Raw genomic sequence first — 25,608 nt, forward strand, 5'->3', positions numbered from 1 at the left:
AATAAATAAAGAAATGCGAAACAAAGGAGCCATTTTAACTTTGGCCATAGCCCTTGCACTTGTATGTATTTATCAGCTTTCGTTCACATACAAGGCTGCATCAGTAAGGAAAGAAGCGGCGGCTTATGCCACCAGCCCTGATACTAAAATTCTCGACCCTCAAAAAGAGCAGTATTTTCTCGATTCAGTTTCGAGCGAGAATGTTTTTCTGGGAATATTTACCTACCAGGAGTGTATCGAGAGAGAGCTTAATTTTGGTCTCGATTTAAAGGGTGGCATGAACATCATCCTTGAAATATCGGTAACCGATGTAATTCGTAATCTTTCCAGCAACCCGAAAGATACTACGCTGAACCGTGCTCTGCTGAATGCGCAGCTTTTACAAGCCAGTTCGTCGAAAGATTTTGTAGATTTGTTTGGCGAAGAATACAACCGGTTAGCCCCTGGCGCCAGCCTCGAGGCTTTGTTTCGCACCAAAGAACTTTCAGAGCGTATTCCATTTGGTTCCACAAACGAAGCGGTAATAGCAGTGATAAAAGAAGAGGCCAATGGGGCCATCGACAATGCTTTTAACATCATTCGTGCCCGTATCGACCAATTTGGTGTCACACAACCCAATATCCAAAGACTTGAAGCCTCTGGACGTGTAATGGTTGATTTACCAGGGGTAAAGGATAAAGATAGGGTGCGTAAACTCCTTCAGGGTACCGCTAACCTTGAGTTCTGGCAAACATACGAGAATGCCGAATTGCAACAATCGCTTCTTGAGGCAAATTTTGCGGTACGCGATTACCTGGCGGCTGAAAAAGCTCTTTTGAAACAAGAGGAAGTGCCTGCTGCTGCTATTACGGACGAAATGACCTCTGAGCCAACACAGGCTGCTGAACAAGAAGAAGGTTCACTCTTATCAATTGTTGAAAGTGATACTTCAACAACTACTGATACTTTAGGTGGCGATATTGAAGTTGAATACCCATTGTTCCAGGTATTGTACCCCAGCATCGACCAGCAGAGTGGTCAGGCTTACCGCGGTTCTGTGGTTGGTACGGCTCATTTCAAAGATACTGCCCGCGTAAATAAATACCTAGCCATTGCCAGAGCAAAAAACATACTTCCCCGCGATCTTCAACTTCTTTGGGGTGCAAAAGCAATTACCGACAACGACAAAAAACCTACGAACTACTTTCAGCTTTATGCCATTAAGGTTACTGGTCGCGAAGGAAAAGCACCTCTCGATGGTGACGCCATTACCTCAGCCCGTCAGGAATTTGACGACCAACGAGGTACCGCTTATGTATCTATGTCGATGAACCCTGAAGGTGCCAAGACATGGGCAAGACTTACCGCACAGAATATCGACAAATCCATTGCCATTGTGATGGACAACCGGGTATTCTCGGCTCCCAACGTACAACAAGAAATAAAGGGTGGAAATTCACAGATTACAGGCGATTTTACCATCAACGAGGCTACTGACCTTGCCAACCTGCTAAAGTCAGGTAAATTACCTGCCCCGGCACATATTATCGAAGAAGCTGTAATTGGACCAACCCTGGGAAAAGAGGCCGTCAACGCAGGCATGTTATCATTCCTGGTAGCATTTTTTGTCGTACTTCTTTACATGTGGTTCTATTATTCACGTGCCGGATTAGTAGCCGATATTGCCCTTATTGTAAACGTATTCTTTATTTTCGGGGTACTGGCATCGCTCAATGCAGCACTTACCTTGCCTGGTCTTGCTGGTATTATCCTTACCCTGGGTATGGCCGTCGATGCCAACGTAATTATCTATGAACGTATCAAGGAAGAACTTCGTGCAGGTAAAGGTGTTCGAATGGCCCTTACCGATGGATACAAAAATGCTTATTCTGCCATTATCGATGGTAACGTTACTACCATTATCACAGGTATTATCTTGTATATTTTTGGTACAGGCCCTATTCAGGGTTTTGCCACCACACTTATCATAGGTATTCTTACTTCGCTCTTTTCAGCCATCTTTATATCACGTCTTATTTTCGAATACCTGCTTAATAAGCAGTACAACCTGGAATACTCGCGAAAATCAACTGCCAATGTTTTAGTCAATGCGAAGATTAATTTCATTGGTATTCGTAAGATACTTTATGTGGCATCGGCTGTTGTTATTCTTATTGGTACAGTTTCGATGTTTACCGGTGGATTTAACCTCGGCATCGACTTTAAAGGTGGATATAATTATGTGGTACGTTTTGATAATACCCAGAAAATAAATACCGTTCAATTATCAAAAGATCTATCCTCCTCCATTGGTCAAACCGTAGAGGTAAAAACCTTTGGCGAAGGCAACCAGGTGAAGATTTCTACCAAGGTAATGGCCCTTACAAGTGATACCCGAGAGGCTGACAGTTTAATCGAAGCAAAATTGTACCAGGGACTCATACCTCATTTGAAAGATGGTATCAGCTTTGATACATTCTCTGAAGAGAATCTTATGAGTTCTCAAAAGGTGGGTCCTACCATTTCTGATGACATTAAAAAAGCTGCTTTATGGTCGGTAATCTTTGCCTTGATTGGTATCTTCCTGTATATCTTTATTCGTTTTAGAGACTGGCGTTTTGGTTTGGGAGGGGTAATATCTCTTGCTCACGATACTTTAATTGTGCTAGGTGTTTATTCACTTTTACGCAATGTGATGCCCTTTTCTATGGAAATTGACCAGGCCTTTATTGCCGCTATTCTTACGGTGATAGGTTATTCTATCAACGATACAGTAATTATCTATGACCGTATCCGCGAATACCGTGGACTCTATCCAAAACGCGACCAGAAAGAAGTATTCAACCTTGCCATGAACAGCACTTTAGGCCGTACCTTAAATACTTCGCTTACCACTTTGTTTACTTTAATTATTATGTTCATTTTCGGAGGTGAAGTTATCCGTGGATTTATCTTTGCCCTGCTTATTGGTATAGGCATAGGAACCTATTCTTCTATCTTTAATGCAGCACCTATTGTTTTCGATACCCTCAACTGGAAACGTCGCTCAGAAAAGAAAAAATAATATTGAAAATTTTATCCTCTGATGCCCCGGCAGTTTTTGTCGGGGCATTTTGTTATCTTTGAATAAAGAAATCAGAGAAATGACCATTATTCAGTTTATAGGGGGCGGGGAGTTAGTGATAGTCTTTCTGGCCATCTTATTATTGTTTGGCTCTAAGCAAATACCCGAATTTGCCCGCACAATGGGTAAGGGCTTGCGCGAATTCAAAAAAGCCACGGACGAAATCAAACGAGAAATCAATGAGGAAACCAAAGGAATTGGAGATGATATTAATGATATGAGAGGCTCACTCAAATCGTAACGGGTTTTTGGCATTAAACAATGATTAAAGTAGAAAAAATACACAAATCCTTTGGTAATCTTGAGGTTCTCAAGGGCATCGATGTACAAATAAAAAAAGGAGAAATAGTAACTTTTGTTGGAGCCAGTGGTGCCGGTAAAACCACTCTGTTGCAAATAATTGGCACTTTGCTGGTGCCCAATGCTGGCAATGTGTCCTACAATGGCATACAGGTAAATAAATTACGCGAAAAGGAGATGTCACAATTTCGAAATACACAAATTGGATTTGTGTTTCAGTTTCACCATCTGCTGCCCGAATTTACAGCCCTGGAGAATGTATGTTTGCCGGCATTTATAGCAAAAGTTTCAAAGAGCAAGGCTGAGTCTAGAGCAAAAGAATTGCTCGACTTTCTGAAACTATCCGACAGGGCCAGCCATAAACCAAACGAACTGAGTGGCGGCGAGCAGCAACGTGTGGCGGTTGCCCGGGCATTAATCAATAACCCGGCAGTTATTCTGGCAGACGAACCATCGGGTAATCTCGATACGCTGCATAAAAATGAACTTCATCAGCTGTTTTTTGACCTCAGAAAAGAGTTTAACCAAACCTTTGTCATTGTAACACACGACAAAGAACTGGCAGGGATGTCCGACCGCATGCTCACCATCAAAGATGGACTCATGTTGAATTGATAGGCTATCTGCTTTCAGCCTGTTCTATATAAATTCCGGCTTCTACTTTCTCCATTTTCTTGTGTTAGGCTGATATTCGGTATCTATACTTAATGCTGGTTCAAAAAGTGACGCAATTTGTTCCCAGGGGATTAATTTAAAATTCTGGTTTTTAAGGCTGTCTCCTTCGTAATTGTACCCGTCTTGTACAACAAATAGTCCCTGGCTAAAATGCGGGCCAAGGTTAAGGTTCGTGACATCGAGCCCGTCGGTTTCCTCAACCCCATCAATAATACCGGTGGCGATAGAAAAGCTGCCCAGGTATTGATTGTCTTTTTCGCGTTCAAAGATGGCATACGAATAATTACCCTGGCTCGAAGCGATGAGATATCCTTTTTTATTTTTTGTATAATAGATAGCCAGTCCCTCGAGGTCGTAGGACAATTTCGTGTTTGTAGAATCGCTTTGCGCAAGTTTTGCAGGTTTAAAACTTTTAGTGGGTTCGGCGTCTATTTTCCAGATGCAGCAATCTTCTTCGGCGATATAAAGAAAGCCCAGTTCATCGTCAGCAACCATGCCTTCGGATTGAGATGCAAAATTAAAACTACGCACCAGCATGGCATCCACCGTATTGTTTTCCGAAGCAAATAGCTCGTATTGTTCAGTTTCGCCCATTTTACCGCCTACAAAAACAAAAAATTTCCCCGATTTAGCGCTATGATAAAGCGCTATGCCATAAACTTCGCCAACTTTCGAAATAATTTTTCGTGCAGTTGCATTGATAAGTGCTCCTGTCAGGGCATCGATGCTATGAATTTCGATACTGTTGTCACTGCGGTTGGTGGCTGCTACAATATCAATTTTGCGTCCATCGGAGAGGGGAAAGTCATAGCGAAGGTCTATATTGTTTACCAGGCCTACCGGGTAATAGTACAATTCTTTACCCGAAAGGTCATAAACGTTTATTCCGCCTTTTTTATTGGTTCCGATTACCAGGCTTTTAGCTGGGTCTTCGCGGTTGTACCAAATGGCAGGGTCGTCGGCAGCATCTTCGTCAAGCAAGGCTATTACAGGGTCTGTTTCGATTGTGGCATTTACTGATGAGTCATTTTGCACATGGCTGGTTTTTGGGCTGAATGGATTTTTTACACAACTAGTAACCATTATACCTGCAGCACAAAGCAGGGAAAGGAAAGATAGACGGCTGGAAAGTGGTAGTTGAATCATTGTATAAAATTTTCTGGTTTAAAGTTAATTATTTCATGCTAAGTCTTATGCCTATTCGAAACCACCAGGAGTAATACTCCTGTTTAAGCATGCGGTTTGCCTCGGGTTTACCTAAGTAATATTTTAAGGGTGCATTGGTCAGGTTTTTAACATCGGAAAATACTTTCAGGTTGTTGGTGATGGCATAGCTGGCATTGGCGTCCAGTTGCAGGGAAGGGGCATAGTATTCGTCGAGGTCTTTGTCCATGCCAAGGGTAACAATAAAATCGTCGGAGTAGTTCAATGCCAGCTTTAGATAGAGTTTTTTCGACTCGTAAAAAATGGCGGCATTGGCTGTGTGTTTCGCCTGCCCCGGTAGTGTAATCTTTTCTTCACCCGGAAGGGTATCGAGGCTGGCTATTAGGTCTGAGCTTAATATTGGAACATAAGAAAAATCGTTACCACTAAGCCTTTTTCCGATGTAGGCTTCGGAATAAGTATAAGTGTAATTAAGGTATAGACCCAGGTTTTTTAATACTGAAGGCAGAAAAGTTAATTTAAACTGGCTTAATACCTCTGCACCATAAACGAAAGCGCGTTTTCCGTTTCGTGAAACCTCGGTACGAATGCGCGGAAAATTACCATAGGCGGGATCTCCGGCACGGGTATAAAGGCGGTAATAGTAGATGTAATCATCAATTTTTTTGTAGAAGATACCCCCGCTGATCATGCTGTTATTTTTACCGTATCTTTCTGCAAGCAGGTCCAGGTTTATGGCTTGTGGAAATTTTAGGTCGGCATTACCAAGTTTTAGTTTATCGCTTTCTTCATTTTTATGGGGAATCACATCTTCAAAATTTGGTCTCGAAAAGGTACGCGTGGCAGCAGCCCTGAAATTAGTACGTTCGTTAAGAGTGTATTTTAGTTGAACCTGAGGCAATAAAAACTGGTGGGTGCGGCTATCGGTTGAATCGCTGAGACTTACGAAGTTTCCCCTGCGGTCTTTGATAACCTGGTTACCCTTGTAGTAAATTTTGGTATACTCATACCGCAATCCGGCCAGCAGCATAAATTTGTGTATATCGTGCCGCACCATTCCATAGGCAGCATAAATGTCTTCTGTGGCAAAATAGTCTTCGCCAAAAGTATTGTCTTTGGTATCGGTTTTATTCAAGTAGAAATGCTGTGGGTAGTATTCGTAAAAATCGCGGGTTTCCTGAGGCCCTGGTGTCCAGTCGACTGTATAGCCATGATTGAGCAGGTTGTTTTCGACAAAGCCATCGTATAGCTCGGGCAACAAGGAATCAGGGGCTGTGCCCGTGTGCCCTGGTACATTTTCCGAATTATACTGAGTATAGATCTGGGTGTTATAATCTCTTTCTTTTTCTTTGAGTCTTAACCTGCCACCAAATTTAAGATACGATAAGCCACGGGAGTTGCTGTAGGGAATAGTGATATTTATCTTGGCTGCTTTGTTTTTATCTGTAACAAGGAGCTTTTCCTGGCGCATTTCATCCATCTCATATTCTGCATAGTTTGTTGCATTGGAGGCATTGTTGCTATCCGGAAAGGATACTACCGGCCAGTCGGGATCGCTTACGTCAATTTTCATAAATATAGCCTGTCCGGGGTTGCTAAAAGCAATTTCCATTCGGTTGGGCTCCGCTTCCTTGGCCACAGAATAAGATACTTCGTAATCGAGTTTAATCAAGCCCAATTTCTGCTCCCCGCCCAGGTTCAAAGTGCTAATGGTTTGGTTTTTAATACGGTCTTTCAGGTCTCTTTCTATTCCGCCATACAAGTAATAGGTTTCCGAAACAGCATCGTCGAGGGTATAAATAACCCTTCGGCGGGTTTCATTGTCCATAAACTGGTTGTACATTCCCCGGATGTATAGTTTCGATTTTTCGTTAAACTGGTAATCGAGCGATGAGCTAACACCCACGCGCTCGCGAGTTATGGCGTAGTGCCTGAGCTGGAATTCGGTATATTGAACATGGTAATTATCAGCACCTTCTTCCTGCGAAGCGGAACCAAAGAATGGTCCTTTTCTGTACTCAAATTCCATGTTATCGGCACCCTGGTTATTGAGATAATAGTTGGCGTTGATGTTAAAGCCAAGCTTGCCCGATCGCTGGCCAAAAGAAAACTGCCCCTGATAATTGGTTGTTCCCCGTAAGTCGGAATAGCCACCCGAAACAAGGGCATTTATTTCGGGAGTTTCGCTTTTGGCCGTTTTAGTGATAATGTTTACCGAACCGCCAATGCCATCGGCATCCATATCGGGGGTAAGTACCTTATTGACTTCAATCGATTCGATCTGGTCGGAGGCAATGACATCGAGACCTACGTACCTTACATTACCTTCCGGCGAGGGTATCTGTTCACCATTGACATTAAAATTGGTGTATTCGGGAGGTGTGCCACGCAGTTGTATAAAGCGTCCTTCGCCTTTGTCGCGCTGAAGACTGATACCTGGAATTCTTTGTAGTGTTTCAGCAGCATTTAAATCCGGAAATTGTTCGATTTGTTCTGATGAAATGATGTTTTTTATGTTTTCGGCGTTCTGCTGGTCCACGCGGGCCTTTACCTGTCCTTTGGCAAGCCCGGTAACTTCTACGGCTTCTATTTGCCGGGTTATGGGTTCAAGCTTAATTTCAATTCTCTGAACCCCTTGTTTTAGCTCATATTCCATGGGCTCGTAGCCAATGTAAGTAATTCGCAACAGCTGTCCCTCTTTGGGGTTGCCCAGGAGTTTAAAATTACCTTCCATGTCGGTGATGGTCGATAATTTGTCTGGTGCCCCCACCATTTGAATGCTGGCTCCGGGCAGCGATTCGCCAGTTTTACTGTCGGTGACTTTGCCGGTTTTTGGTATTGTAGATTGTGCATTTGCTAAAAATGGAAAAGCAAAGAAACACAGAAGTGCGAAAGGAATAAAATAGCGCATTTTATTTGAAGTCGGTATGTAGAAAGAAAAAAGAAAATGTTTCCCAAAAGCGCAACCTACCCATTTAGTAGGTCTGAACTATCGGGAAACATTTATGTAATAGATTATTTTACAATAAAACGAACAGTTTTAGTTTGATTATTTACCTGCAATTGCACCAGGTAAAGTCCTGCAGATAATTGGTTCACATCGATTGCGGTGCCACTCAGAAGCGAGATTGATGAAAGATCCATTACCATTTGGCCATTCGAGTTGTATACCTGACCTTTTTGTGAATAAGAACCTTCGAAGCTGATTACAATCTGGCCATTTGTTACCACACTTGGGTATACGCTCAAATTGTCCACGTTATTAGACTCCTCTACTGATGTAGAATATCCGTTGTAATATACAATCAGGCGGGGAGCTCTCTCAGGATGATTTTGTCCATCGCCCGGAGTGCCGTTTGCATCTTCATCTTCCGGATCGGAAATGTTTTCGTATGATTCCATCTCACGTGCATTTTCCACGTCGCTTACACCCTGGTTTTCTCCAGCCAACACAAAAGCAATAGCATTGCCTGAGCTCCATCCCGAACGGTCAACAATTTCCTGAACGACACTTTTAAGGTCAGGAGTGCTATAAGCTTCCCATAATTGCCATTCCTCGGCAACAACCCAATCTACCTGGGCGGCGGTGGCAGCGCGGTCGGTAATAAGGCTGTCCTCAGAAAAGGTAATGGCATTGTCGGTATCGTCGGCATAGATAGTGACATTGGCCACATCGTCTTCGAGTTTGGCTTCGTGCGAGTAAACGATAATAAATGCCGAATCGATGGTGGCACCCTGCGGAATTGTAATGTTCTGGAAGCGAAGACCCATCGTTAAAATGTTTTCGTCACCTTCCTGGCCTTCCCAACCTGCATCAAGGTCATCGTCGTAAAGAGCGTCAATTTCATCATTTTCCTGCTCGGCATCGTCCGAAGAAAGGGCAAAGGATACCACAATAGTGTCGATGACATTTCCTTCTCCATCTTCTACAAAGAGTGAGTCTGTTACTACATCGCCGGTGGCAATAATGCTTACATCAACCATGCCCTGGCCGTTGGCATTGATTCCAAGGCCGGCCAGGAAGCTTGTAAATAGAATAAGTAATAGTTTTTTCATGTGTTAAAATTTTTTGGGTGTAATGTTTGTTTAATTCTCTTTGCAAAATAGGGCTATTGGATTTTCATAAGCCATAGTAAGAATGACTATTCCTCTTCCTTCATAAATCTAATCTACAGTATATGAATACTATACAAAGTGAGCATGCGGATTTCTTAATTAAAACTTAACGAAAGATTCACTTAGAGTTCCCATGTTTTCTTTTCAACTGAATTACTTTTCGACTTTTAACAGGATAAACTGTGTACAGAGTAATTATTGCCGACGATCATGCTGTGGTGTGCACTGGTCTAAAACTCATCTTTAATCAAACCATCGACCTTCGATTGGCTGAACAGGCACGCAATGGCGACGAACTGCTTTGCAAGCTCAAAGCATCGGTCTACGATCTGGTTATTCTCGATATTTCCATGCCGGGAAAAGATGCGTTGGATACCTTGAAAGAGATTAAGAGCACTTACCCTTCACTTCCGGTTGTAATCTTCACCATGAATCCGGATGAGTCGTTTGCGGCGCGCATGTTTACCAACGGTGCTTCGGCCTATGTAAATAAAGAAACCCAGCCTGAGCAAATTATATCCATTATCAGGCACATTCTGTGCGGAGGGAAGTACATCACATCTAAGCAGAATGCACTTTTGGAAAATTATACAGGCCATTTAAACACCTTCCGACAGACAGCCCATAATCTTTTAACCGACCGCGAGTACCAAGTATTGCATCTTCTGGTTCAGGGCATTAAAAAGAGCGATATCGCCAGCAGTTTATCGGTAAGTAAGAATACCATAAGCAATCACCGAAACAGTATCATGAAAAAATTGAGCATTTCGAGCAATTCAGAACTTACCCGTTATGCCATTCAACATGGTTTATTAAGCTAATATGAGAAGAGACTTCTATATAGCTGAAAGTGCGAAAGTAGCTTTCTTGTTTCTTTTTATTAGTCTTTTTACTGCTGAAGCTCAGGAAGGAAATGGAGAGAAACAGGAAATGGAGTTAAATCCGGTCGTGCTGTCTCCAAGTCAATCCAACGCGCAGGTAAGCCTCAGAGCAATTGATAATTTCTCAGATTTGCCTGATTATTTTCCCAGGGTTAGTAATGCCGAGCTCAATCTCCAGGAACAAAAACTTGACGAAGCAATCCGCACAAACAATTCATACGAAATTGCGCAAATTAGCCTGGTGATTGGAGAAATTGTTTACAACAGGGGGCAATATCAGTTAGCCCTAAAATATTTCCTCGAAGCCAACACCATTGGGTTGCAATACCGCTATCCGGAATTGGAAAGCAAAGCCAAGAACCTCATAGGGAAGTATTACCATACCGTGGGTAACTTCAACGAAGCACTTGATTATTACGAGGGCGCTCTTAAAATTGCCAAAAAAATACACGATACGGTTCAAATGATTAGTTTGTATAACAATATAGGCAATCATTTTACCGATAATGGCGAAATGATGAATGGTCTTCATTATTGTTTAAAGGCCTATAGCATTCAGCAAGAAAGCATTATTGATCAGGCGTCATTTTCTACTACCTGCAACCATTTAGGTAATATTTATGCCGCGCTGAATGATTTTGAAAATTCAATGTATTACCATCATAAAGCCTTAAATACCAGGCGAATTTTACAATACGACGAAGGCGTTGGTAAATCTTACCTGAACTTAAGTAAAATGCATTATCAGCAAAATCAGTTCGATAGTTCGGAGTACTATGTAAGGGAAGCATTAATCTTGTTTAACAAAGTGGGATATGCCAAGGGTACCATCAAGGGGCTCCTTCATATTGGATTGCTGCAGCAAAAGAAAGGGCTTTTAAATGAAGCGGAAGACTCGTGGATAAAGAGTAAAAGTCTTTCGGAGAATATTGGCTATACGAAGGGAATTCTGCAGGCTCAGTTGAACCTGGCGGGTTTATACAAACAAAAAAAAGAATATTCGCGTGCTGTGGAGAATTATCATTCCTGTCTGGAAAAAGCCAAAGAACACAAAAGCAATCAGGTAATACGCGATTGTTATCTCGGCCTACAGGTTTGTTACGAATACCTGGGCGACTATAAACAATCGAACGATGCAGGGCTGAAATACATTCAGCTTAGTGACACCTTGCTTCAGGAGGTATACAACCAGCAGATTGCTTCGTTAAAGGCAACCATGGAAAATGAAAAACAATTAAAGCAGAATGAATTGCTGCGGGCCGAGAACCAGGTGAAAACCCTTCAAATAAAACAAAAGAACCTGGTGATTTTACTATTTCTCATGTGCTTTTTGCTCATGACGGTGCTGGCTATGGTAAGTTTTTCGCGCTATTCGAAAAAGCACGAGGCCAATAAAATGCTTACCGCACTAAACCAGGAACTTAAAATGGTAAACCGCGAAAAGGATAAATTCTTTTCAATTATCGCACACGAATTGCGCAATCCACTCTGGTGGGTAAAAAATATCACCGAAACTCTATCAGGCAGCTTTGATAAAATGACTCATGCCGAACTTTCTGAATCGCTCCGATCACTCGATGAGTCGGCAAGAAATACCTTCTTGCTTATGGATAATCTTTTGAACTGGACACGCACCAAGATGGATATGATTCCATTCCATCCTCAGAATATCGATATCAATAACCTGGTAAGGCAAAATGTACTGCTGTTTCAATCACCCTTAAAACAGAAAAAAATAGGTTTTCATTTTGAACTTTGCGATAGCGCCCCTGTTTTTGTCGACATAAATTTAATGAATACTGCGCTGCGAAACGTTTTTTCCAATGCCCTGAAATTTACTCCCAACCATGGTTCCATAGTGATCTCCATCAGGCACGAAGGTAATTTTGTTGTGCTGGATATTCAAGATAGCGGCGTGGGCATCGATGCCCAGGTGGTAAGTGCCCTTTTCGACGACGACAAACTTTATTCTACCCTCGGTCTTATGCAGGAAAAGGGATCGGGTATCGGGCTAAAACTTTGTAAAGAGTTTGTAGAGAAAAACAAAGGTACTATCCAAATTAATAGTAAAATTCACAAGGGTACCAGGGTAATAATCAGTTTGCCTGCTTCAGCTATGCCTGCTTCCGATGACACAATAAGCTATGCCGAAAACCAGCATGCATTGAGTTATTAGCTTAAACTACTACTCTTCCGAACGGAGCAATGGCCAGACCTGCCAACTTAAGGTGCTGACGGGCAAAAGGAAGGCCTATGAGAGTGATGGCAAAAACGAGGGCAAGAACCAGGTGGCTTACAGCTATCCAGAAGCCACCCAATAAAATCCACAATACATTAAAAATAATGGCCAGGCAACCCGCAGTGGCAGGACTTTCATGCACATTTCTGCCGAAAGGTGCAAGGGCAAAAAACGCCAGCTTCCATTTCTGAATGCCGAATGGTATGCCAATAATGGTGAGGCAAAGCAAGAATCCACCCAGGAAGTATAGGAGGAAGAGAATAATTCCTCCACCTAAAATTATCCACAAAAGGTTGGCAATTAATCGCATGAGACACTCTATTTTTGCACAAGTTAATCAAAAACCCCATTGCTCGAAAAGGCTGAAATAAAAGAATTGCTGGAATTGTTGCACGATCGTTATAATTGTGTGGCATTTATCGAAGAAGATCCTATTTCAGTACCGCATTCTTTTTCAAAAAAAGAGGACATTGAAATAGCGGGTTTTCTTGCTGCTACCATTGCCTGGGGTCAGCGCAGTCAGATTGTTAAAAATGCAAGGTATTTGATGAATCTGATGGACCAGGCACCTGCTGAATTTGTGTGCGAGGCTTCTGAAGCAGAACTAAATCGAATCGACTGCTTCTATTACAGAACATTTCAGACTACCGATCTTAGATTTTTCATTCGCACTCTTCGTCTTATTTATCTGCAGGGCGGACTTGAAAAGATTTTTAACGAAGCATACCAAAAGCAACAAAGGCTTTCGGATGGGTTAATGGCTTTGTACCAGTTTTTTTCTGAAATTCCCCACGAAGACAGGTCGATGAAACACCTGGCCAACATTCAGGCAGGGTCTTCGGCCAAGCGGCTTAATATGTTTCTTCGCTGGATGATCCGGCATGATAAGCGTGGAGTGGATTTTGGTATCTGGAAAACCATCCCTGCATCTGCACTTTATCTTCCTCTCGATGTACATTCCGGGCGCACTGCACGTGAATTGCTGCTTCTGGAACGGAAGCAGAATGACTGGAAGGCGGTATTGGAATTAACCGAAAAGCTCCGGCAATTCGATGCCAATGATCCGGCCAGGTACGATTTTGCACTCTTTGGTGCGGGAGTCGATAAAAGTATATTGCACTAATGCGCAATTGGGGATTAGAATAAACTGTTGTGAACTAAAATACAACCTTTGGCAAATAATTATTTCCAATTAAAGCATTTTACCATCTGGCAAGATCGCTGTGCGATGAAAATTGGTACGGATGCGATACTTTTTGGTGCCTGGGTGAATGCAAAAGGTAACCTGCATATTCTGGACATTGGAACTGGTACCGGCATCCTGGCGCTCATGCTGGCTCAAAGAACTACGGGTCTGATCGAAGCCATCGATATCGACCATCAGGCAGCAGAACAGGCCAGGGATAATTGCAATCAAAGTCCCTGGGCCGATAGACTTAATTGTTACTACAAGTCACTTTCTGAATTTATCCCTTTAAATACAACACCTTACGATCTGGTTGTAAGCAACCCGCCCTTTTTTTCCAGTGGCCATCGTTCCGGACATCTCCCGAGGGCACTGGCAAGGCATCACGATTCGCTAAGTCTCGAACAATTGATAAAAGGGACAAAATTGTTGTTAAAACCCTCCGGAAGGCTGGCGGTTGTGTTGCCTTATGAAGAACGCCGAAAGTTTGTGGAAATCTGTCAGACAGAAGGATGGTGGATTGTGCGCGAAGCAAGTGTAAGACCACTTCCGCAGGAGGAATATATCCGGGTAATGATGGAAGTAGGGGCAATCAGGCCTGAACAGTTTCAAACCGAAGAAATTATAATCGAGCAGGGGCGCAGGCATCAATATCATCCTACCTTTAAAGAATATACGATTGAATATTACCCCGGAACCACTTTAGACTAAAACATTTTGAGCGAGCTTAAAGCTGGCTCAGAGTTTTAGAAGGCTTAACCGTTCTTCGGGCAATACCTCGCCAGTCTCTCTAATTTCGTAAAGATACCTGCCGTTTTCGAGAACGGCTCGCTTGATACGCACCGGCTTGTCTCCATCCACAAAGACCAGTTGGGCATTTTTAAACTTTGAAATCATAAGGTATTTCTTGGTAACAACGGCAGGCTAAAAATACGGTAATTTGGTTACCGATAGGCAGGCTTCCGCTAGCATATTGTCTAAACCCCTCAAAGTTTTGATGAAAGCCATTATTCTGCCATTGAATGCCTTTTGCATTATGTTGTTAATTAAAATTGTATAACCTTTTGCCTGGTTCTTTTGACTGCATGGGACCTTACCTTAAATTAGCATGCACATAAACTACGAAGCGATTGAGCACTGAGGGTAAAGCGGTGGAAACCCCGCTTATGAAACAATATTATGCGATTAAAGACCAGCATCCCGATGCCATTTTACTTTTTCGGGTAGGAGATTTTTACGAAACCTTCGGAGCCGATGCAATACGCACCAGCGAAATACTTGGCATTACCCTTACGCGCAGGGCCAATGGGGCTGCCAGCTATGTTGAATTGGCCGGCTTTCCCTTTCATGCGCTCGATACCTATTTGCCCAAATTGGTAAGGGCAGGGCAAAGGGTGGCTATTTGCGAACAACTCGAAGACCCTAAACTTACCAAAACCATTGTCAAAAGGGGTATTACCGAAATGGTTACACCCGGCGTTTCGCTCCACGACCAGGTGCTTAACCACCGCGAAAACAATTTTCTGGCTTGTGTACATCTCGATAAAAAGCTGGCTGGTGTTGCGTTTCTCGATATCTCTACCGGCGAATTTCTTACCGCCGAAGGTACTTTCGAATATATTGATAAACTCCTGAGTAATTTTTCACCCAAAGAAGTGTTGTTTGAGTCGGGAAAGAAAAACCTTTTCGAAGATTGCTTCGGATCGAGGTATTACACTTTTAAACTCGAAGACTGGATTTTTAATGAAGATACCGCCTATTCACGACTGCAAAAACATTTCGAAACTACCAGCCTGAAAGGCTTTGGCGTACATAATCTGCGTTTGGGTGTGGTGGCTGCTGGTGCCATATTGCATTACCTCGACATTACACAACATTCGCACGCCAGGCATATTATTAACCTCTCACGCATCGAAGAAGACCGCTATGTATGGCTCGATAAGTTCACAATCCGCAACCTCGAGCTTTTTGGATCTATCAACGAAGGAGCGAAAACTTTGTCGGAGGTGCTTGATAAAACCGCTACTCCCATGGGAAGCAGGTTGTTGAAGCGATGGATTGCTCTTCCTTTAAAGGATATGGCCCCGGTCAACGAGCGGCTTGATATTGTGGAGTACTACCTGAAGCAGCCTGAGGTAAGAAACGAAATTCAGGACAATATATCCCACATCGGAGATCTGGAGCGACTTGTGTCGAAAATTGCCATGGGCCGCGTTACTCCCCGTGAGCTGATTGGATTAAAAAATGCGCTCTATGCCCTGCGGCCTATCAAAGAACTTTGTGAGAAGTCGATGGAGAGTGCTCTGCAAAAAATTGCCGAGCAAATCAATCCTTGCCAATCGATCCGCGAACGAATCGAAAAAGAGCTACAACCCGATCCTCCTGCAGCCATTAACAAGGGCAGTGTTATTGCACATGGTGTTTCGGCTGAACTAGATGAACTGCGGCAGATTCAAAGTTCCGGAAAGGATTATCTTATTGGCATTCAGCAGCGCGAGATCGAGCGTACCGGAATATCTTCCCTTAAAATCTCTTATAACAATGTGTTTGGTTATTATATCGAGGTTCGAAATACGCACAAAGAAAAAGTGCCACCAGAATGGATACGTAAGCAAACCCTGGTGAGTGCCGAGCGATACATTACAGAAGAGTTGAAGGATTACGAAACCAAGATTCTGGGTGCAGAGGAAAAAATCCTGGTTCTGGAAACCAGGTTGTTCAACGAATTAGTGCTCAGCCTGAGCGATTACATCGAAGCACTTCAACTCAATGCTTTTCAGGTTGCCCGGCTCGATTGCCTTTTGGGTTTTGCCCGTTGTGCTATGGAATACAAATATTTCAGGCCTGAGCTTAACGATTCGGAAATAATTGAAATAAAAGAGGGGCGCCACCCAGTAATCGAGCGCCAACTGCCCATCGATGAGCCTTTTATTGCGAATGACCTTTTGCTCGACAGTCAATCGCAGCAGATCATTATTATCACCGGGCCGAACATGTCCGGAAAGTCGGCCTTGCTGCGCCAAACTGCACTTATTGTGCTTATGGCACAGATAGGAAGTTTTGTTCCGGCCCGCAGCGCCCGCATTGGCATGGTCGATAAAATATTTACCCGTGTAGGGGCTTCCGATAACATTTCGCTCGGCGAATCGACCTTTATGGTAGAGATGCTTGAAACAGCCAGTATTCTGAATAATATTTCCAGCCGCAGCCTTATTCTTCTTGATGAAATTGGCAGGGGTACCAGCACGTACGATGGAATATCTATCGCCTGGGCTATTGTGGAATTTCTTCACGAGCAAAGTGCCGGAAAAGCCAAGACCCTGTTTGCCACACATTATCACGAACTTAATGAAATGGAGTCGACTTTCGACCGCATTAAAAACTTTCATGTGACAGTGAAGGAGCTCGACGATAAAGTGATTTTTCTGCGTAAGCTTAAGCGGGGAGGTGTAGAGCATAGTTTTGGTATTCACGTGGCCCGTATGGCCGGCATGCCTAAAAGTGTGGTAGCCCGTGCCACCGATATACTTGCCCAAATGGAGAATGACAATCGCAAACAACCCCTCCAGAAACCAGTAAAAAAGCTGGCTGCAAGCCGCGAGGGCATGCAAATGAGTATTTTTCAGCTTGATGACCCGGTGCTCAAACAGATACGCGATGAAATAAAAAACACCGACATCAATAACCTGACACCGATGGAGGCATTAAACAAGCTGAACGAGATTAAGAAATTTGCCGGACTTTAGAGATTATGTAGTTCTTTTAATAGACAGGAACAGGTTCCACAAATCATCAGAAAAGGATGAATAGGGCCGTTTTGTTGGATAGCTTAAAAAATTAAAGGTGAAACAGGTGAAAAAAAGCCTGTTTTTTTTGCAGAAAAGAAAAAGAGGTATAAATTTGCACCACCTTTAAAAACAAGCGGGAATAGCTTCCCGATGTACATCTGGAGTAGAACACGAAGATGAATAGAATACATCAGGAAGCAATTCGCAAAATGCGGGAATAGCTCAGTTGGTAGAGCACGACCTTGCCAAGGTCGGGGTCGCGAGTTCGAGTCTCGTTTCCCGCTCACTAGGTTTCTTGAAAAAAAGGTGAAGAGAGCGTCACAACCGCTCTTTTTTTTTCTCTATGCACAAGCTTTGTTACAATGCCTGTGCCGCATAGATAGAAAAACTACTTTTTGCCCGGGTGGTGGAATGGTAGACACGTTGGACTTAAAATCCAATGGCCTGCAACGGCTGTGCGGGTTCAAGTCCCGCCCCGGGTACCCTAAAACCCTCTTAACACACTGATGTTGAGAGGTTTTTTCTTTTTGCAGTAACAAGTAGGTAACAATTCCTATGGAGTTGCTCCATCCTTAGCCCTGCATCAATAACAGTGTTAATTGCAGTCTATAAATGAAAAAAGGGCAATTATCCGGCTTTGTACCGATCTTGCCCTTCTTTAATTTTTAAAAAATACTAATAATTCTCTTCGAATAATTGCATAAACGATTTCGAATGTTCGCATGCAGGGCACATATCCAGAGCCTTTTCTGCTTCGTATACATACCCGCAATTGCGGCATACCCAAAATACCTTGCCATCTTTTAAGAAAACAGTTCCTTCTTCGATGTTTTTGGCTAGTTTCCTGTAACGCTTTTCATGCTGCTCTTCTACTTTGGCTATCATTCTAAAGGCGGCAGCCACTTTTGGAAAACCCTCTTCTTTGGCTATTTCGGCAAAATGGGGGTATAATTCTGTCCACTCTTCATTTTCACCAGCTGCTGCTGCTAAAAGGTTATCTACTGTTGTACCGATATTGCCTGCAGGGTAAGAGGCTGTAATTTCAGTCATTCCTCCCTCGAGGAATTTGAAAAACCGCTTGGCATGCTCTTTTTCCTGATTGGCTGTCTCCTGGAATATGGCCGCTATTTGCTCATAGCCTTCTTTTTTCGCCACCGAGGCAAAAAAATCGTAGCGGTTTCGTGCTTGCGATTCTCCAGCAAAGGCTTTTAGCAGGTTTTGTTCGGTTTTGGTTCCCTTAATGCTCTTTTCCATATTTGTTATTATTAAATTTCTTCAAAATCGTCTTTCGAGGCACCGCATACAGGGCATTGCCATCCCGATGGTAAGTCTTCGAAGGCTGTGCCAGGGGCTACTCCTGAATCCGGATCACCTAGTGCCGGGTCATAAACATGCCCACAAATCACACATTTGTATTTTTTTGTGGAAGTTTTAGGTGCTGGCTTTTCCAGTTTTGCTTTGTCGATATATGTCGGTGCATTTTTGGGGGCAACCCCATTGCGGGTTTCGCGGTAATGTGCATAGGTGAGCGGAATGTTGTCGGCAAGCAATTCAGCTGCCACCACTTCGCCAATAAATATCAGGTGAGTGCCTACATCGAAGGTGTTTACAAGCCTACATTCCAGTGTGGCTATGGTATCAGTTATTAAAACAGGAATGCCTGTCTGACCCTTTTTTACTTCAAATTTTTCGAATTTATTGACCGTACGCCCCGACTTGTATCCAAATGTGCCTATAGTATCACGATCGGCATCCTGCTTTAAAACCGAAATGGAGAAGGCTCCAGTAGCCGCAATAAGTCCGGCGGTAAAATTGTCTTTATTGCAGCAGGCAGCAATCTGGGGTGGTTCGGCGGTTACCTGAAAAACCGAATTGCTGATAAACCCGTTACCACTTTCCTTGGTACCTGAAGATACCACGTACATACCATAACTTAATTTGAAGAGCGCATTAAAGTCTATCATTTTTTTGCTTTTATATGATGGGGATTAAAAATATGAATGTTTAGTGGCGATAAAAAGTAAGACCCTCTATTTAAAGGCATTCTAAATAATACTTATGAAAAGTCTATTATGATTCAATGAGCGTAACCTACAAAAAGAATAGGATAAGTAGTTAAAAAATTGTTAATGCGTTTGTTTTGTAGGGATGTTTGCCGAAAAGCCACTTAATTTGCATGATACAAAACAGATTATCTGCTATGAAAAACATTGTTTGCCCTATTTCATCCGAACGTATTCCTGAGCATCTACCCCGCATTACTGCCTTGTTTGTTATAAGCTTATTGCTAATTTATGTGGCTACCGGTTACACCCTTATTCTGGTATTTTTGCTGGCCGATTTCTTTGCAAGGGGATTTGGTTATGGGCGATTCAGTTTGTTGAGCCATGCATCACGTGCCTTTTCCGATCGATTTGGTTTTAAGAGTAACCTGATTGACAAAGCACCTAAAATTTTTGCAGCCCGCCTGGGTTTAGTGATGATAGCTGCAGCCTTGCTGCTGGCTCTAATCAACATTCAATCCGCTTCCTTTGCCATTGGAGCCATGCTTATATTTTTTGCCGGCCTCGAATGTGTATTTAATTTTTGTGTAGGCTGCTACGTGTATAGTTTATTTGTTTTGCCTTTTTTCACGAAACTAAACGATTAGGTTTACAAACCACTGCGAATTCTATCTGATTCAACACCATCGACGAAGAAATTGTTCCAGTGAATTACCCGGTTCGAGCAACCGGGTTTTTTTGTTATTAAAAACAGGAGTTCATCGGTGCAGGCATTCTTAAAATCACTTTTCTTTGCAGCATAGAAATGATTTTTACTGTATGAAAAAAATACTGGCGGTTGTTACAGGAGGAAACTCATCGGAGTATGTGATTTCGGTGAAGAGTGCCGATACCATCATGGAAAACATCAACAAGAACCGTTTTGAGGCCTACCGGGTTGAGATTAAAGGTTCCGACTGGCAGGTGCTCACAACAAATGGGCTTATGGTTTCTGTTGATAAGAATGACTTTTCTTTTACTACAAGCCAACAAAAAGTCAGGTTCGATGCCGCCCTGATCATGATCCACGGCGACCCGGGCGAAGACGGGAAACTACAGGGCTATTTCGATATGCTTGGCATCCCCTATACTTCCTCTAATCTGCTAAGCTCAGCTGCAACTTTTAGCAAACACTTTACAAAACAATACCTGAAGAGTTACGGAATTCTCTCGGCCGACTGGATCCTGCTAAGTCAGAGCCTGGGCTACAAACTCGAAGAAATTCCGGTAAATATTGGCTTCCCCTGTTTTGTGAAGCCTAACAATGCGGGTTCCAGTTTTGGAGTGAGTAAAGTAAATAGTTTTGATCAACTACAGGATGCCGTGCAAAAAGCCATGACCGAAGACGATGAGGTTTTGGTTGAAAAGATGATTACCGGTACAGAAATTACCTGTGGGGTGTTACGCACCTCAAAATCGGCCTACACTTTTCCGATAACAGAAATAGTGAGCAAAAACGGATTTTTCGATTACGAAGCCAAATACACCGATGGCCTGGCCGAAGAGATTATTCCTGCACGCATTGACAAAGAGATTGCGCAACGCTGCCAACAACTCTCGTTGCGTATTTACGATTTATTTCATTGTAAATGGTTTGCCCGTGTCGATTATATCATTTCCGGTGAAGAGCTTTATTTGCTCGAAATCAACACTATACCCGGAATGAGTAAGCAAAGTATAATACCCAAAATGGTGCGTGCCCAAGGTCTTGATTTGAAGGAAATAATGGAAGAGATTTTGTCTGACCTTTTTTAACACTATTTGCCGGAAAGGTTTGATTTTTCAAACTTTACACCTAACTTCAAAATCCTTAAGTTGCGGAGGCCTTCAATTCATTCCGGAAATAGAATCACATGCTTTTGTACAGACTGAAATTTCTGGTCATTATTCTAGCGGTTGTCTATCCGCAATGCTCCTTTGCACAAAAGGTAAAAATCGAAACTTTGCTGGAGCAGGGAAACCGGTTGTTGAACAACACGGACAATGCACAATCCAGAGCCAAATACGATAGTGCATTCATCCTGGCTAAAGAGGGCAATTTTTCTCATTATCAGATTTTAAGTCATTATAAGTCCGGTTACAGTTATTTGCAGCAAGATATGGCATTTCTTGCTCTGGCGCATTTTTCCGATTTATTGATGAGCAATAGTCCTGCCACAGCGGCCGACTCTGCCTTGTATGCACTTGCCAGCCTCGAAGAAATGGCAATTACACGAGTGGCAATTGTGTATCCCGAGAAATATTATCAATTGATAAGGGACTTTTCGTCTACTTTCCAGTTCCTTAAAGGAAGTGAACTAAGGAGAAAGGTATTTCTTTGTGGTGAAATCGAATTTCATCAGCTCAATTACGAACAGGCTCGTCTTCATTACCGAAAGGCACTCGAAATAAATTCGACCGATACCTATCTCGAAGAGATGCTTTGGTTCAAATTAAGTCTGGTTTATACCAAATTGTACGATACCGACAGGGCAAGAGAATGCCTCGATTTCCTTCTCTCCAGGAAATCAAAGTTTCTGAATCAATCGAAGATCTATTACAATGCGGGTATGCTGCAATACAACAACCAACAGTTTACGGAGGCAATCAAATACCTTCAGAACGGTCTGCTGTTTACACTCGATCCAAATGCGCGAATATCGATGCTCCTTATTCTGGGGCACTCGTATATGGAACTCAAGAATTCCTCTAAAGCAAAAAGCTATTATAATCGTGCAATGCAGGAGTTAAATAAAAAAGGGGTATTGCAGGAATATAAACTCTCGGTACTTAATTCCTTCGGATGGTATTACAGTGAAATGAACGATGCTGATTCACTTCTCTATTATTACAAAAATGCATCTGGTTTTGCGCTGGAAGACAATTCCTTGGCGGAGTACCAGGCTTATACAGTCAAGGGACTTAACGAATACTATTTAGCCAATGGGATGTATCAAAAATCTCTTGCAACGATTGAAAATTTTCTGTATGCCCGAAATAGCGAAAACTATCACTATTTGCAGAAACTCAATATTCAGTTGCTCAACCAAATATTGGCTGATGAGGCAACTGCCAATTTTAAGCTATGGATGGAAGATTCTGAAAAGATCAAACCACTTTTAAATTCATACAAGCTAATCAACCAGGTTGTAAGAAACACTGTAAAATCTTACAATGCTTTAACAGAAGATAAAACAAAACTGGTATACCTTTCGCACTTAAGGTTTTACCTCGATGGGGCGTATACGATTGGATATGAATTGTTTTCGACCACTGGAGAAAAAAAATACCTCGAGGAACTTATCCATCTTTCTGAATTGAACAAGGCTATTGTGCTTAAGGCAAACTCGCAAAGAACCCAGGCAATTAAGCTTGTTGACATGCCTGAATCCTTGCGAAGTTTTGAGTCGGATCTCAGAAAAAAAATTATACGGCTCGAATATTACCTGGGCGGTCAAAAAGAAACACCTCTGGATTCGTTGTTGAGTAACGAAATCAGAATTCAACTAACTATTCTTCGTACCAGGTATGACTCCCTGAATCATATACTTGAGGAGAGATTTCCAGGGATACTTTCCAACAAGCTGAAGGAGAGGAATTTTGATTTATCACAATTGCAAGAGTCGTTGGAATCCAACCAATTGGTGATTAGTTATTTTTTTTCCAATTACCAGGGTAAAAGATTATACATTCAGAGTATAAGCCAGGATACTCTGGCCGTTAGTGAAGTTAAAGATGTCGAAGGCTTGGGTCAGGATATTCTTGAATTCAGAAGTCATTTGCTAGAAACCCATCCGGGATATTCGCGGGAGACTAATATGGATGAATTCGTTGATCGGTCATTTGGTATTTATGCTATTATCTTGGAGCCAATAAAGAAGCTGATTGGTGAAAAAAGGTTAGTGATTCTTCCCGATGCCGAATTGCATCTGGTACCATTCGATCTTCTCCTTACCCAAAAAGAAACTACAACCGGAAAGGGTTATAAGGATTTGCCTTATTTAATGAAAAGTTGCCCGATAACCTACCTAAATACCCTTGAACAGCTATTGGTTTCACCCGGGCAGATTTCCAGACGAAGTACGCTGGTAGGTTTTGCTCCTGAATATTCGAATAAGCTTGCAGATTCAAACTCTTTTTCCCTATGCCCATTACCCGGAGCCGAAGAAGAAATTTCTTATGCCAGAGGCTTTTTTAAGGGTCGGAAATTCAGTAAAACCAAAGCAAGTAAAGAAAATTTTTTCAAAAAAGCTCCCCAGGGCCAACTTCTTCATCTGGCATTGCATACGGAGGTTTCTGATATCGATCCTATGTATAGCCGAATGTACTTCAGCGGATCAGAAAGAGATTCGACTAATCAAATGTTTAGTTATGAGCTTTATGGCAGGGCTTTCAATTCTAAACTTGTGGTGTTAAGCGGATGCAATACAGGTTCGGGAAACCTTGTTACTGGCGAAGGACTGATGAATATGTCAAGGGCTTTTTTCAATATGGGGGTGTTAAACCTTATAGTTACTCAATGGGCCGTAGCTGACAGGTCGAGTGCCCGTCTGATGTATTATTATTACCGCGCACTTTCGAAGGGTAGTTCCAGCGACAGGGCCTTGCAGCAGGCTAAAATTGATTTTTTAAACTACGAAGATCCCCTTTTTCACCACCCATATTATTGGGCTGGGTACGTTTCTTTAGGTAATCCTGTAGTATATAAGGGGTTAAATATCCGATTAATTGGGTGGATCACCCCACTTGTTTTTTTGTTGTTGCTACTTCTTCTAATTCGCTGGCATCTGCGCAGGTAAGGATTAATGCCTGGTGTTATCAGAAATACCTGCTCAATATTTTTTCCGATCGTTCAGTGTAAAAATTGGTCGATGAAGAAAGGATATTTAAATAGGGTTTGGCAAGATAGGGCTTGTTAGCTTTTAGGTAGAGCAAACTTAAGTACCATTTGGCATGCATCGAGTAGGCATAATCTCCTTCCTGGTCTATTATCAATAGCAATTCTTCTGCTTGTTGCGGTTTGTTAAGCTCAAGTGCACAAAGTGCTTGGTAGAAAATGCCGATAGAATGGTTACATACTTCTTTGTTGTAGTTTTCGAGCATGGAAAAGGCAAATTGATAATCGCCATTGGCATAAAGCTGAATTCCGAGGTCGAGTCCGCTCATTTGATTGGCATGTGCAGAACGCGTTGAAAGATCGATTGCATAGGGTGTATAGTATTTGTTAAAAGCTTTTTCTAATTTGTTGCCAGAAGTGAGTGCGACAATACTAAAAAGTAAAACCAAAGAGGCAGCAGCGGCTATCGCCATTCGTGTGAAATGCTTTCTTTTTGAGCCTTGGGTTATCAGGTGTCTTAATTGTTCTCTCAAGGAATTAGCATCTTCGTCTCGAATGCTTTCATTCACCTCACTCACAAAGGCAGCCTCTTGAGCCAGTTTTTCATTCTTTTTAAGTTCTGCTTTAAACACTTCTTTTTGGTCCTCGTGAAGGGTGCCATCAAGAAAATCTTCAATTGTTTCAAAATTTTTCATAACCTAATTCCCGGAATTGATTTGAATTTCTAATTTTTTCTAACAACGCATTCTTGCAAGTATATTTTTTTTTCTTGGTATAATCGTCTGAGCCATAACCCATAAATCTGGTTATTTCGCTCATTGGGGTTCCCTGGTAAAAGAGTCTCAATACTTTTTTGCAATCTTCCCCTAATTCATCAAATTTGCTACGATACAGTCTTAATCTATCGTTTTTTTCAATGGTATAAAGAATATTGCTGTGTTCATCAATTGTATCGTAACTTTCGGCATAAATAGGTTTCAACCTTCTGTTTTCAAGCTCTTTCAACCACATTAGTTTTGCAATGGAATATACAAATGTAGTAAGAGAACTGGTAAGTATAAACCCAGGTTCCTGAACCTTTCTGAACAGTACAATAATCGACTCTTGTATAATATCGTTGGCATCGTCCAGCGTACCGTTGTTGCAAATAACATAATGCTTTACCGGTTTCGAACACTGATCAAGAATATACTTCAATACCTTATTGTTCTTTTCTTGTAAGCCAAGTAGAAGGGATTCGTTGGTATATTCTTTTTTTGTGCCCAATGGATTAATTCTGAATAAGCAAAGAAAGTAAC

At 42.3% G+C, this 25,608-nt stretch carries 20 protein-coding genes and 2 tRNA genes; 13 read left to right on the forward strand and 9 right to left on the reverse strand.

Annotated features, from left to right (window positions below; all coding sequences use genetic code 11):
- The first annotated feature begins 13 nt into the window (after positions 1-13).
- The 3 genes from secDF to IPM71_10460 all read left to right on the forward strand — a co-directional run bounded on the left by secDF (position 14) and on the right by IPM71_10460 (position 4,018).
- Positions 14-3,043, forward strand: coding sequence for a protein translocase subunit SecDF (secDF, locus tag IPM71_10450; protein ID QQS50020.1), 3,030 nt, complete (start codon positions 14-16; stop codon positions 3,041-3,043).
- Positions 3,044-3,122: 79 nt separating this feature from the next.
- Positions 3,123-3,344 carry a twin-arginine translocase TatA/TatE family subunit gene (locus IPM71_10455; GenBank protein ID QQS50021.1) on the forward strand — a complete coding sequence of 74 codons (222 nt, stop codon included), beginning with the start codon at positions 3,123-3,125 and terminating at the stop codon, positions 3,342-3,344.
- 20 nt (positions 3,345-3,364) lie between these two features.
- The gene (locus IPM71_10460) at positions 3,365-4,018 is read left to right on the forward strand and encodes an ABC transporter ATP-binding protein (GenBank protein ID QQS50022.1); all 654 of its coding nucleotides are present in this window, start codon (positions 3,365-3,367) and stop codon (positions 4,016-4,018) included.
- 42 nt (positions 4,019-4,060) lie between these two features.
- Here IPM71_10460 and IPM71_10465 read toward each other — a convergent pair whose 3' ends face one another.
- The 3 genes from IPM71_10465 to IPM71_10475 form a co-directional block, all read right to left on the reverse strand.
- Entirely contained in the window at positions 4,061-5,224 is a 1,164-nt protein-coding gene (locus IPM71_10465; protein QQS50023.1) for a phytase, read from the reverse strand.
- A gap of 28 nt (positions 5,225-5,252) precedes the next feature.
- The gene (locus IPM71_10470; protein ID QQS50024.1) at positions 5,253-8,153 is read right to left on the reverse strand and encodes a TonB-dependent receptor; all 2,901 of its coding nucleotides are present in this window, start codon (positions 8,151-8,153) and stop codon (positions 5,253-5,255) included.
- Between the two features lie 104 nt (positions 8,154-8,257).
- Complete coding sequence (locus IPM71_10475; protein ID QQS50025.1) at positions 8,258-9,298, reverse strand: T9SS type A sorting domain-containing protein; 1,041 nt, start codon at positions 9,296-9,298, stop codon at positions 8,258-8,260.
- A gap of 242 nt (positions 9,299-9,540) precedes the next feature.
- Between IPM71_10475 and IPM71_10480 the strand changes: the two genes are divergently transcribed.
- Entirely contained in the window at positions 9,541-10,179 is a 639-nt protein-coding gene (locus IPM71_10480; GenBank protein QQS50026.1) for a response regulator transcription factor, read from the forward strand.
- 1 nt (position 10,180) lies between these two features.
- Positions 10,181-12,415, forward strand: coding sequence for a tetratricopeptide repeat-containing sensor histidine kinase (locus IPM71_10485; protein QQS50027.1), 2,235 nt, complete (start codon positions 10,181-10,183; stop codon positions 12,413-12,415).
- 1 nt (position 12,416) lies between these two features.
- Here IPM71_10485 and IPM71_10490 read toward each other — a convergent pair whose 3' ends face one another.
- Positions 12,417-12,788 (reverse strand): YccF domain-containing protein, encoded by a 372-nt coding sequence (locus tag IPM71_10490; GenBank protein QQS50028.1) that lies wholly within the window; start codon positions 12,786-12,788, stop codon positions 12,417-12,419.
- 39 nt (positions 12,789-12,827) lie between these two features.
- Here IPM71_10490 and IPM71_10495 point away from each other — a divergent pair, with 39 nt between their 5' ends.
- Complete coding sequence (locus IPM71_10495; protein ID QQS50029.1) at positions 12,828-13,601, forward strand: TIGR02757 family protein; 774 nt, start codon at positions 12,828-12,830, stop codon at positions 13,599-13,601.
- A 105-nt stretch (positions 13,602-13,706) separates the two neighbouring features.
- Positions 13,707-14,375 (forward strand): methyltransferase, encoded by a 669-nt coding sequence (locus IPM71_10500; GenBank protein ID QQS50030.1) that lies wholly within the window; start codon positions 13,707-13,709, stop codon positions 14,373-14,375.
- 27 nt (positions 14,376-14,402) lie between these two features.
- Here the strand turns inward: IPM71_10500 and IPM71_10505 are convergent, their stop codons facing one another.
- Positions 14,403-14,561: a hypothetical protein gene (locus IPM71_10505; protein QQS50031.1), complete on the reverse strand. Its 159-nt coding sequence runs from the start codon at positions 14,559-14,561 to the stop codon at positions 14,403-14,405.
- 269 nt (positions 14,562-14,830) lie between these two features.
- On the opposite strand from IPM71_10505, the gene mutS reads away from it, so the two are divergent.
- The 3 genes from mutS (at position 14,831) to IPM71_10520 (ending at position 17,934) form a co-directional block, all read left to right on the forward strand.
- Positions 14,831-17,410 carry a DNA mismatch repair protein MutS gene (mutS, locus tag IPM71_10510; GenBank protein ID QQS50032.1) on the forward strand — a complete coding sequence of 860 codons (2,580 nt, stop codon included), beginning with the start codon at positions 14,831-14,833 and terminating at the stop codon, positions 17,408-17,410.
- A 253-nt stretch (positions 17,411-17,663) separates the two neighbouring features.
- A tRNA-Gly gene (locus IPM71_10515) sits at positions 17,664-17,736 on the forward strand.
- A 113-nt stretch (positions 17,737-17,849) separates the two neighbouring features.
- Positions 17,850-17,934, forward strand: a tRNA-Leu gene (locus IPM71_10520).
- A 193-nt stretch (positions 17,935-18,127) separates the two neighbouring features.
- On the opposite strand, the gene IPM71_10525 is transcribed toward IPM71_10520, so the two are convergent.
- Together IPM71_10525 and IPM71_10530 are read right to left on the reverse strand one after the other, a co-directional pair.
- On the reverse strand, positions 18,128-18,706 hold the full coding sequence (locus IPM71_10525) for a rubrerythrin family protein (GenBank protein ID QQS50033.1): 579 nt from the start codon (positions 18,704-18,706) through the stop codon (positions 18,128-18,130).
- Positions 18,707-18,717: 11 nt separating this feature from the next.
- Positions 18,718-19,416, reverse strand: coding sequence for a flavin reductase (locus IPM71_10530; protein ID QQS50034.1), 699 nt, complete (start codon positions 19,414-19,416; stop codon positions 18,718-18,720).
- A 236-nt stretch (positions 19,417-19,652) separates the two neighbouring features.
- On the opposite strand from IPM71_10530, the gene IPM71_10535 reads away from it, so the two are divergent.
- From IPM71_10535 to IPM71_10545, 3 genes are all read left to right on the forward strand, one after another.
- Complete coding sequence (locus IPM71_10535) at positions 19,653-20,102, forward strand: DUF4395 domain-containing protein (protein ID QQS50035.1); 450 nt, start codon at positions 19,653-19,655, stop codon at positions 20,100-20,102.
- A 172-nt stretch (positions 20,103-20,274) separates the two neighbouring features.
- Positions 20,275-21,249, forward strand: a complete 975-nt coding sequence (locus IPM71_10540; protein QQS50036.1) for a D-alanine--D-alanine ligase — start codon at positions 20,275-20,277, stop codon at positions 21,247-21,249.
- 98 nt (positions 21,250-21,347) lie between these two features.
- Entirely contained in the window at positions 21,348-24,272 is a 2,925-nt protein-coding gene (locus tag IPM71_10545; GenBank protein ID QQS50037.1) for a CHAT domain-containing protein, read from the forward strand.
- Positions 24,273-24,291: 19 nt separating this feature from the next.
- Here the strand turns inward: IPM71_10545 and IPM71_10550 are convergent, their stop codons facing one another.
- A complete protein-coding gene (locus IPM71_10550) occupies positions 24,292-25,005 on the reverse strand; it encodes a hypothetical protein (GenBank protein ID QQS50038.1) in 714 nt (237 codons plus the stop codon).
- Positions 24,992-25,576, reverse strand: a complete 585-nt coding sequence (locus tag IPM71_10555) for a sigma-70 family RNA polymerase sigma factor (protein QQS50039.1) — start codon at positions 25,574-25,576, stop codon at positions 24,992-24,994. The genes IPM71_10550 and IPM71_10555 overlap by 14 nt, the downstream gene beginning before the upstream one ends.
- Positions 25,577-25,608 lie beyond the last annotated feature (32 nt).

It is taken from the genome of Bacteroidota bacterium, from assembly GCA_016699695.1.
Classification (GTDB): domain Bacteria; phylum Bacteroidota; class Bacteroidia; order Bacteroidales; family UBA10428; genus UBA10428.

Bases quoted from the DNA above. Each gene is read 5' to 3' on its own strand.
- IPM71_10525 (QQS50033.1), bottom strand. From the start codon at position 18,706: ATGGAAAAGAGCATTAAGGGAACCAAAACCGAACAAAACCTGCTAAAA.
- IPM71_10545 (QQS50037.1), top strand. From the start codon at position 21,348: ATGCTTTTGTACAGACTGAAATTTCTGGTCATTATTCTAGCGGTTGTC.
- secDF (QQS50020.1), top strand. From the start codon at position 14: ATGCGAAACAAAGGAGCCATTTTAACTTTGGCCATAGCCCTTGCACTT.
- mutS (QQS50032.1), top strand. From the start codon at position 14,831: ATGAAACAATATTATGCGATTAAAGACCAGCATCCCGATGCCATTTTA.
- IPM71_10535 (QQS50035.1), top strand. From the start codon at position 19,653: ATGAAAAACATTGTTTGCCCTATTTCATCCGAACGTATTCCTGAGCAT.
- IPM71_10530 (QQS50034.1), bottom strand. From the start codon at position 19,416: ATGATAGACTTTAATGCGCTCTTCAAATTAAGTTATGGTATGTACGTG.
- IPM71_10490 (QQS50028.1), bottom strand. From the start codon at position 12,788: ATGCGATTAATTGCCAACCTTTTGTGGATAATTTTAGGTGGAGGAATT.
- IPM71_10550 (QQS50038.1), bottom strand. From the start codon at position 25,005: ATGAAAAATTTTGAAACAATTGAAGATTTTCTTGATGGCACCCTTCAC.
- IPM71_10460 (QQS50022.1), top strand. From the start codon at position 3,365: ATGATTAAAGTAGAAAAAATACACAAATCCTTTGGTAATCTTGAGGTT.
- IPM71_10455 (QQS50021.1), top strand. From the start codon at position 3,123: ATGACCATTATTCAGTTTATAGGGGGCGGGGAGTTAGTGATAGTCTTT.
- IPM71_10465 (QQS50023.1), bottom strand. From the start codon at position 5,224: ATGATTCAACTACCACTTTCCAGCCGTCTATCTTTCCTTTCCCTGCTT.
- IPM71_10475 (QQS50025.1), bottom strand. From the start codon at position 9,298: ATGAAAAAACTATTACTTATTCTATTTACAAGCTTCCTGGCCGGCCTT.
- IPM71_10485 (QQS50027.1), top strand. From the start codon at position 10,181: ATGAGAAGAGACTTCTATATAGCTGAAAGTGCGAAAGTAGCTTTCTTG.
- IPM71_10505 (QQS50031.1), bottom strand. From the start codon at position 14,561: ATGATTTCAAAGTTTAAAAATGCCCAACTGGTCTTTGTGGATGGAGAC.
- IPM71_10500 (QQS50030.1), top strand. From the start codon at position 13,707: ATGAAAATTGGTACGGATGCGATACTTTTTGGTGCCTGGGTGAATGCA.
- IPM71_10470 (QQS50024.1), bottom strand. From the start codon at position 8,153: ATGCGCTATTTTATTCCTTTCGCACTTCTGTGTTTCTTTGCTTTTCCA.
- IPM71_10540 (QQS50036.1), top strand. From the start codon at position 20,275: ATGAAAAAAATACTGGCGGTTGTTACAGGAGGAAACTCATCGGAGTAT.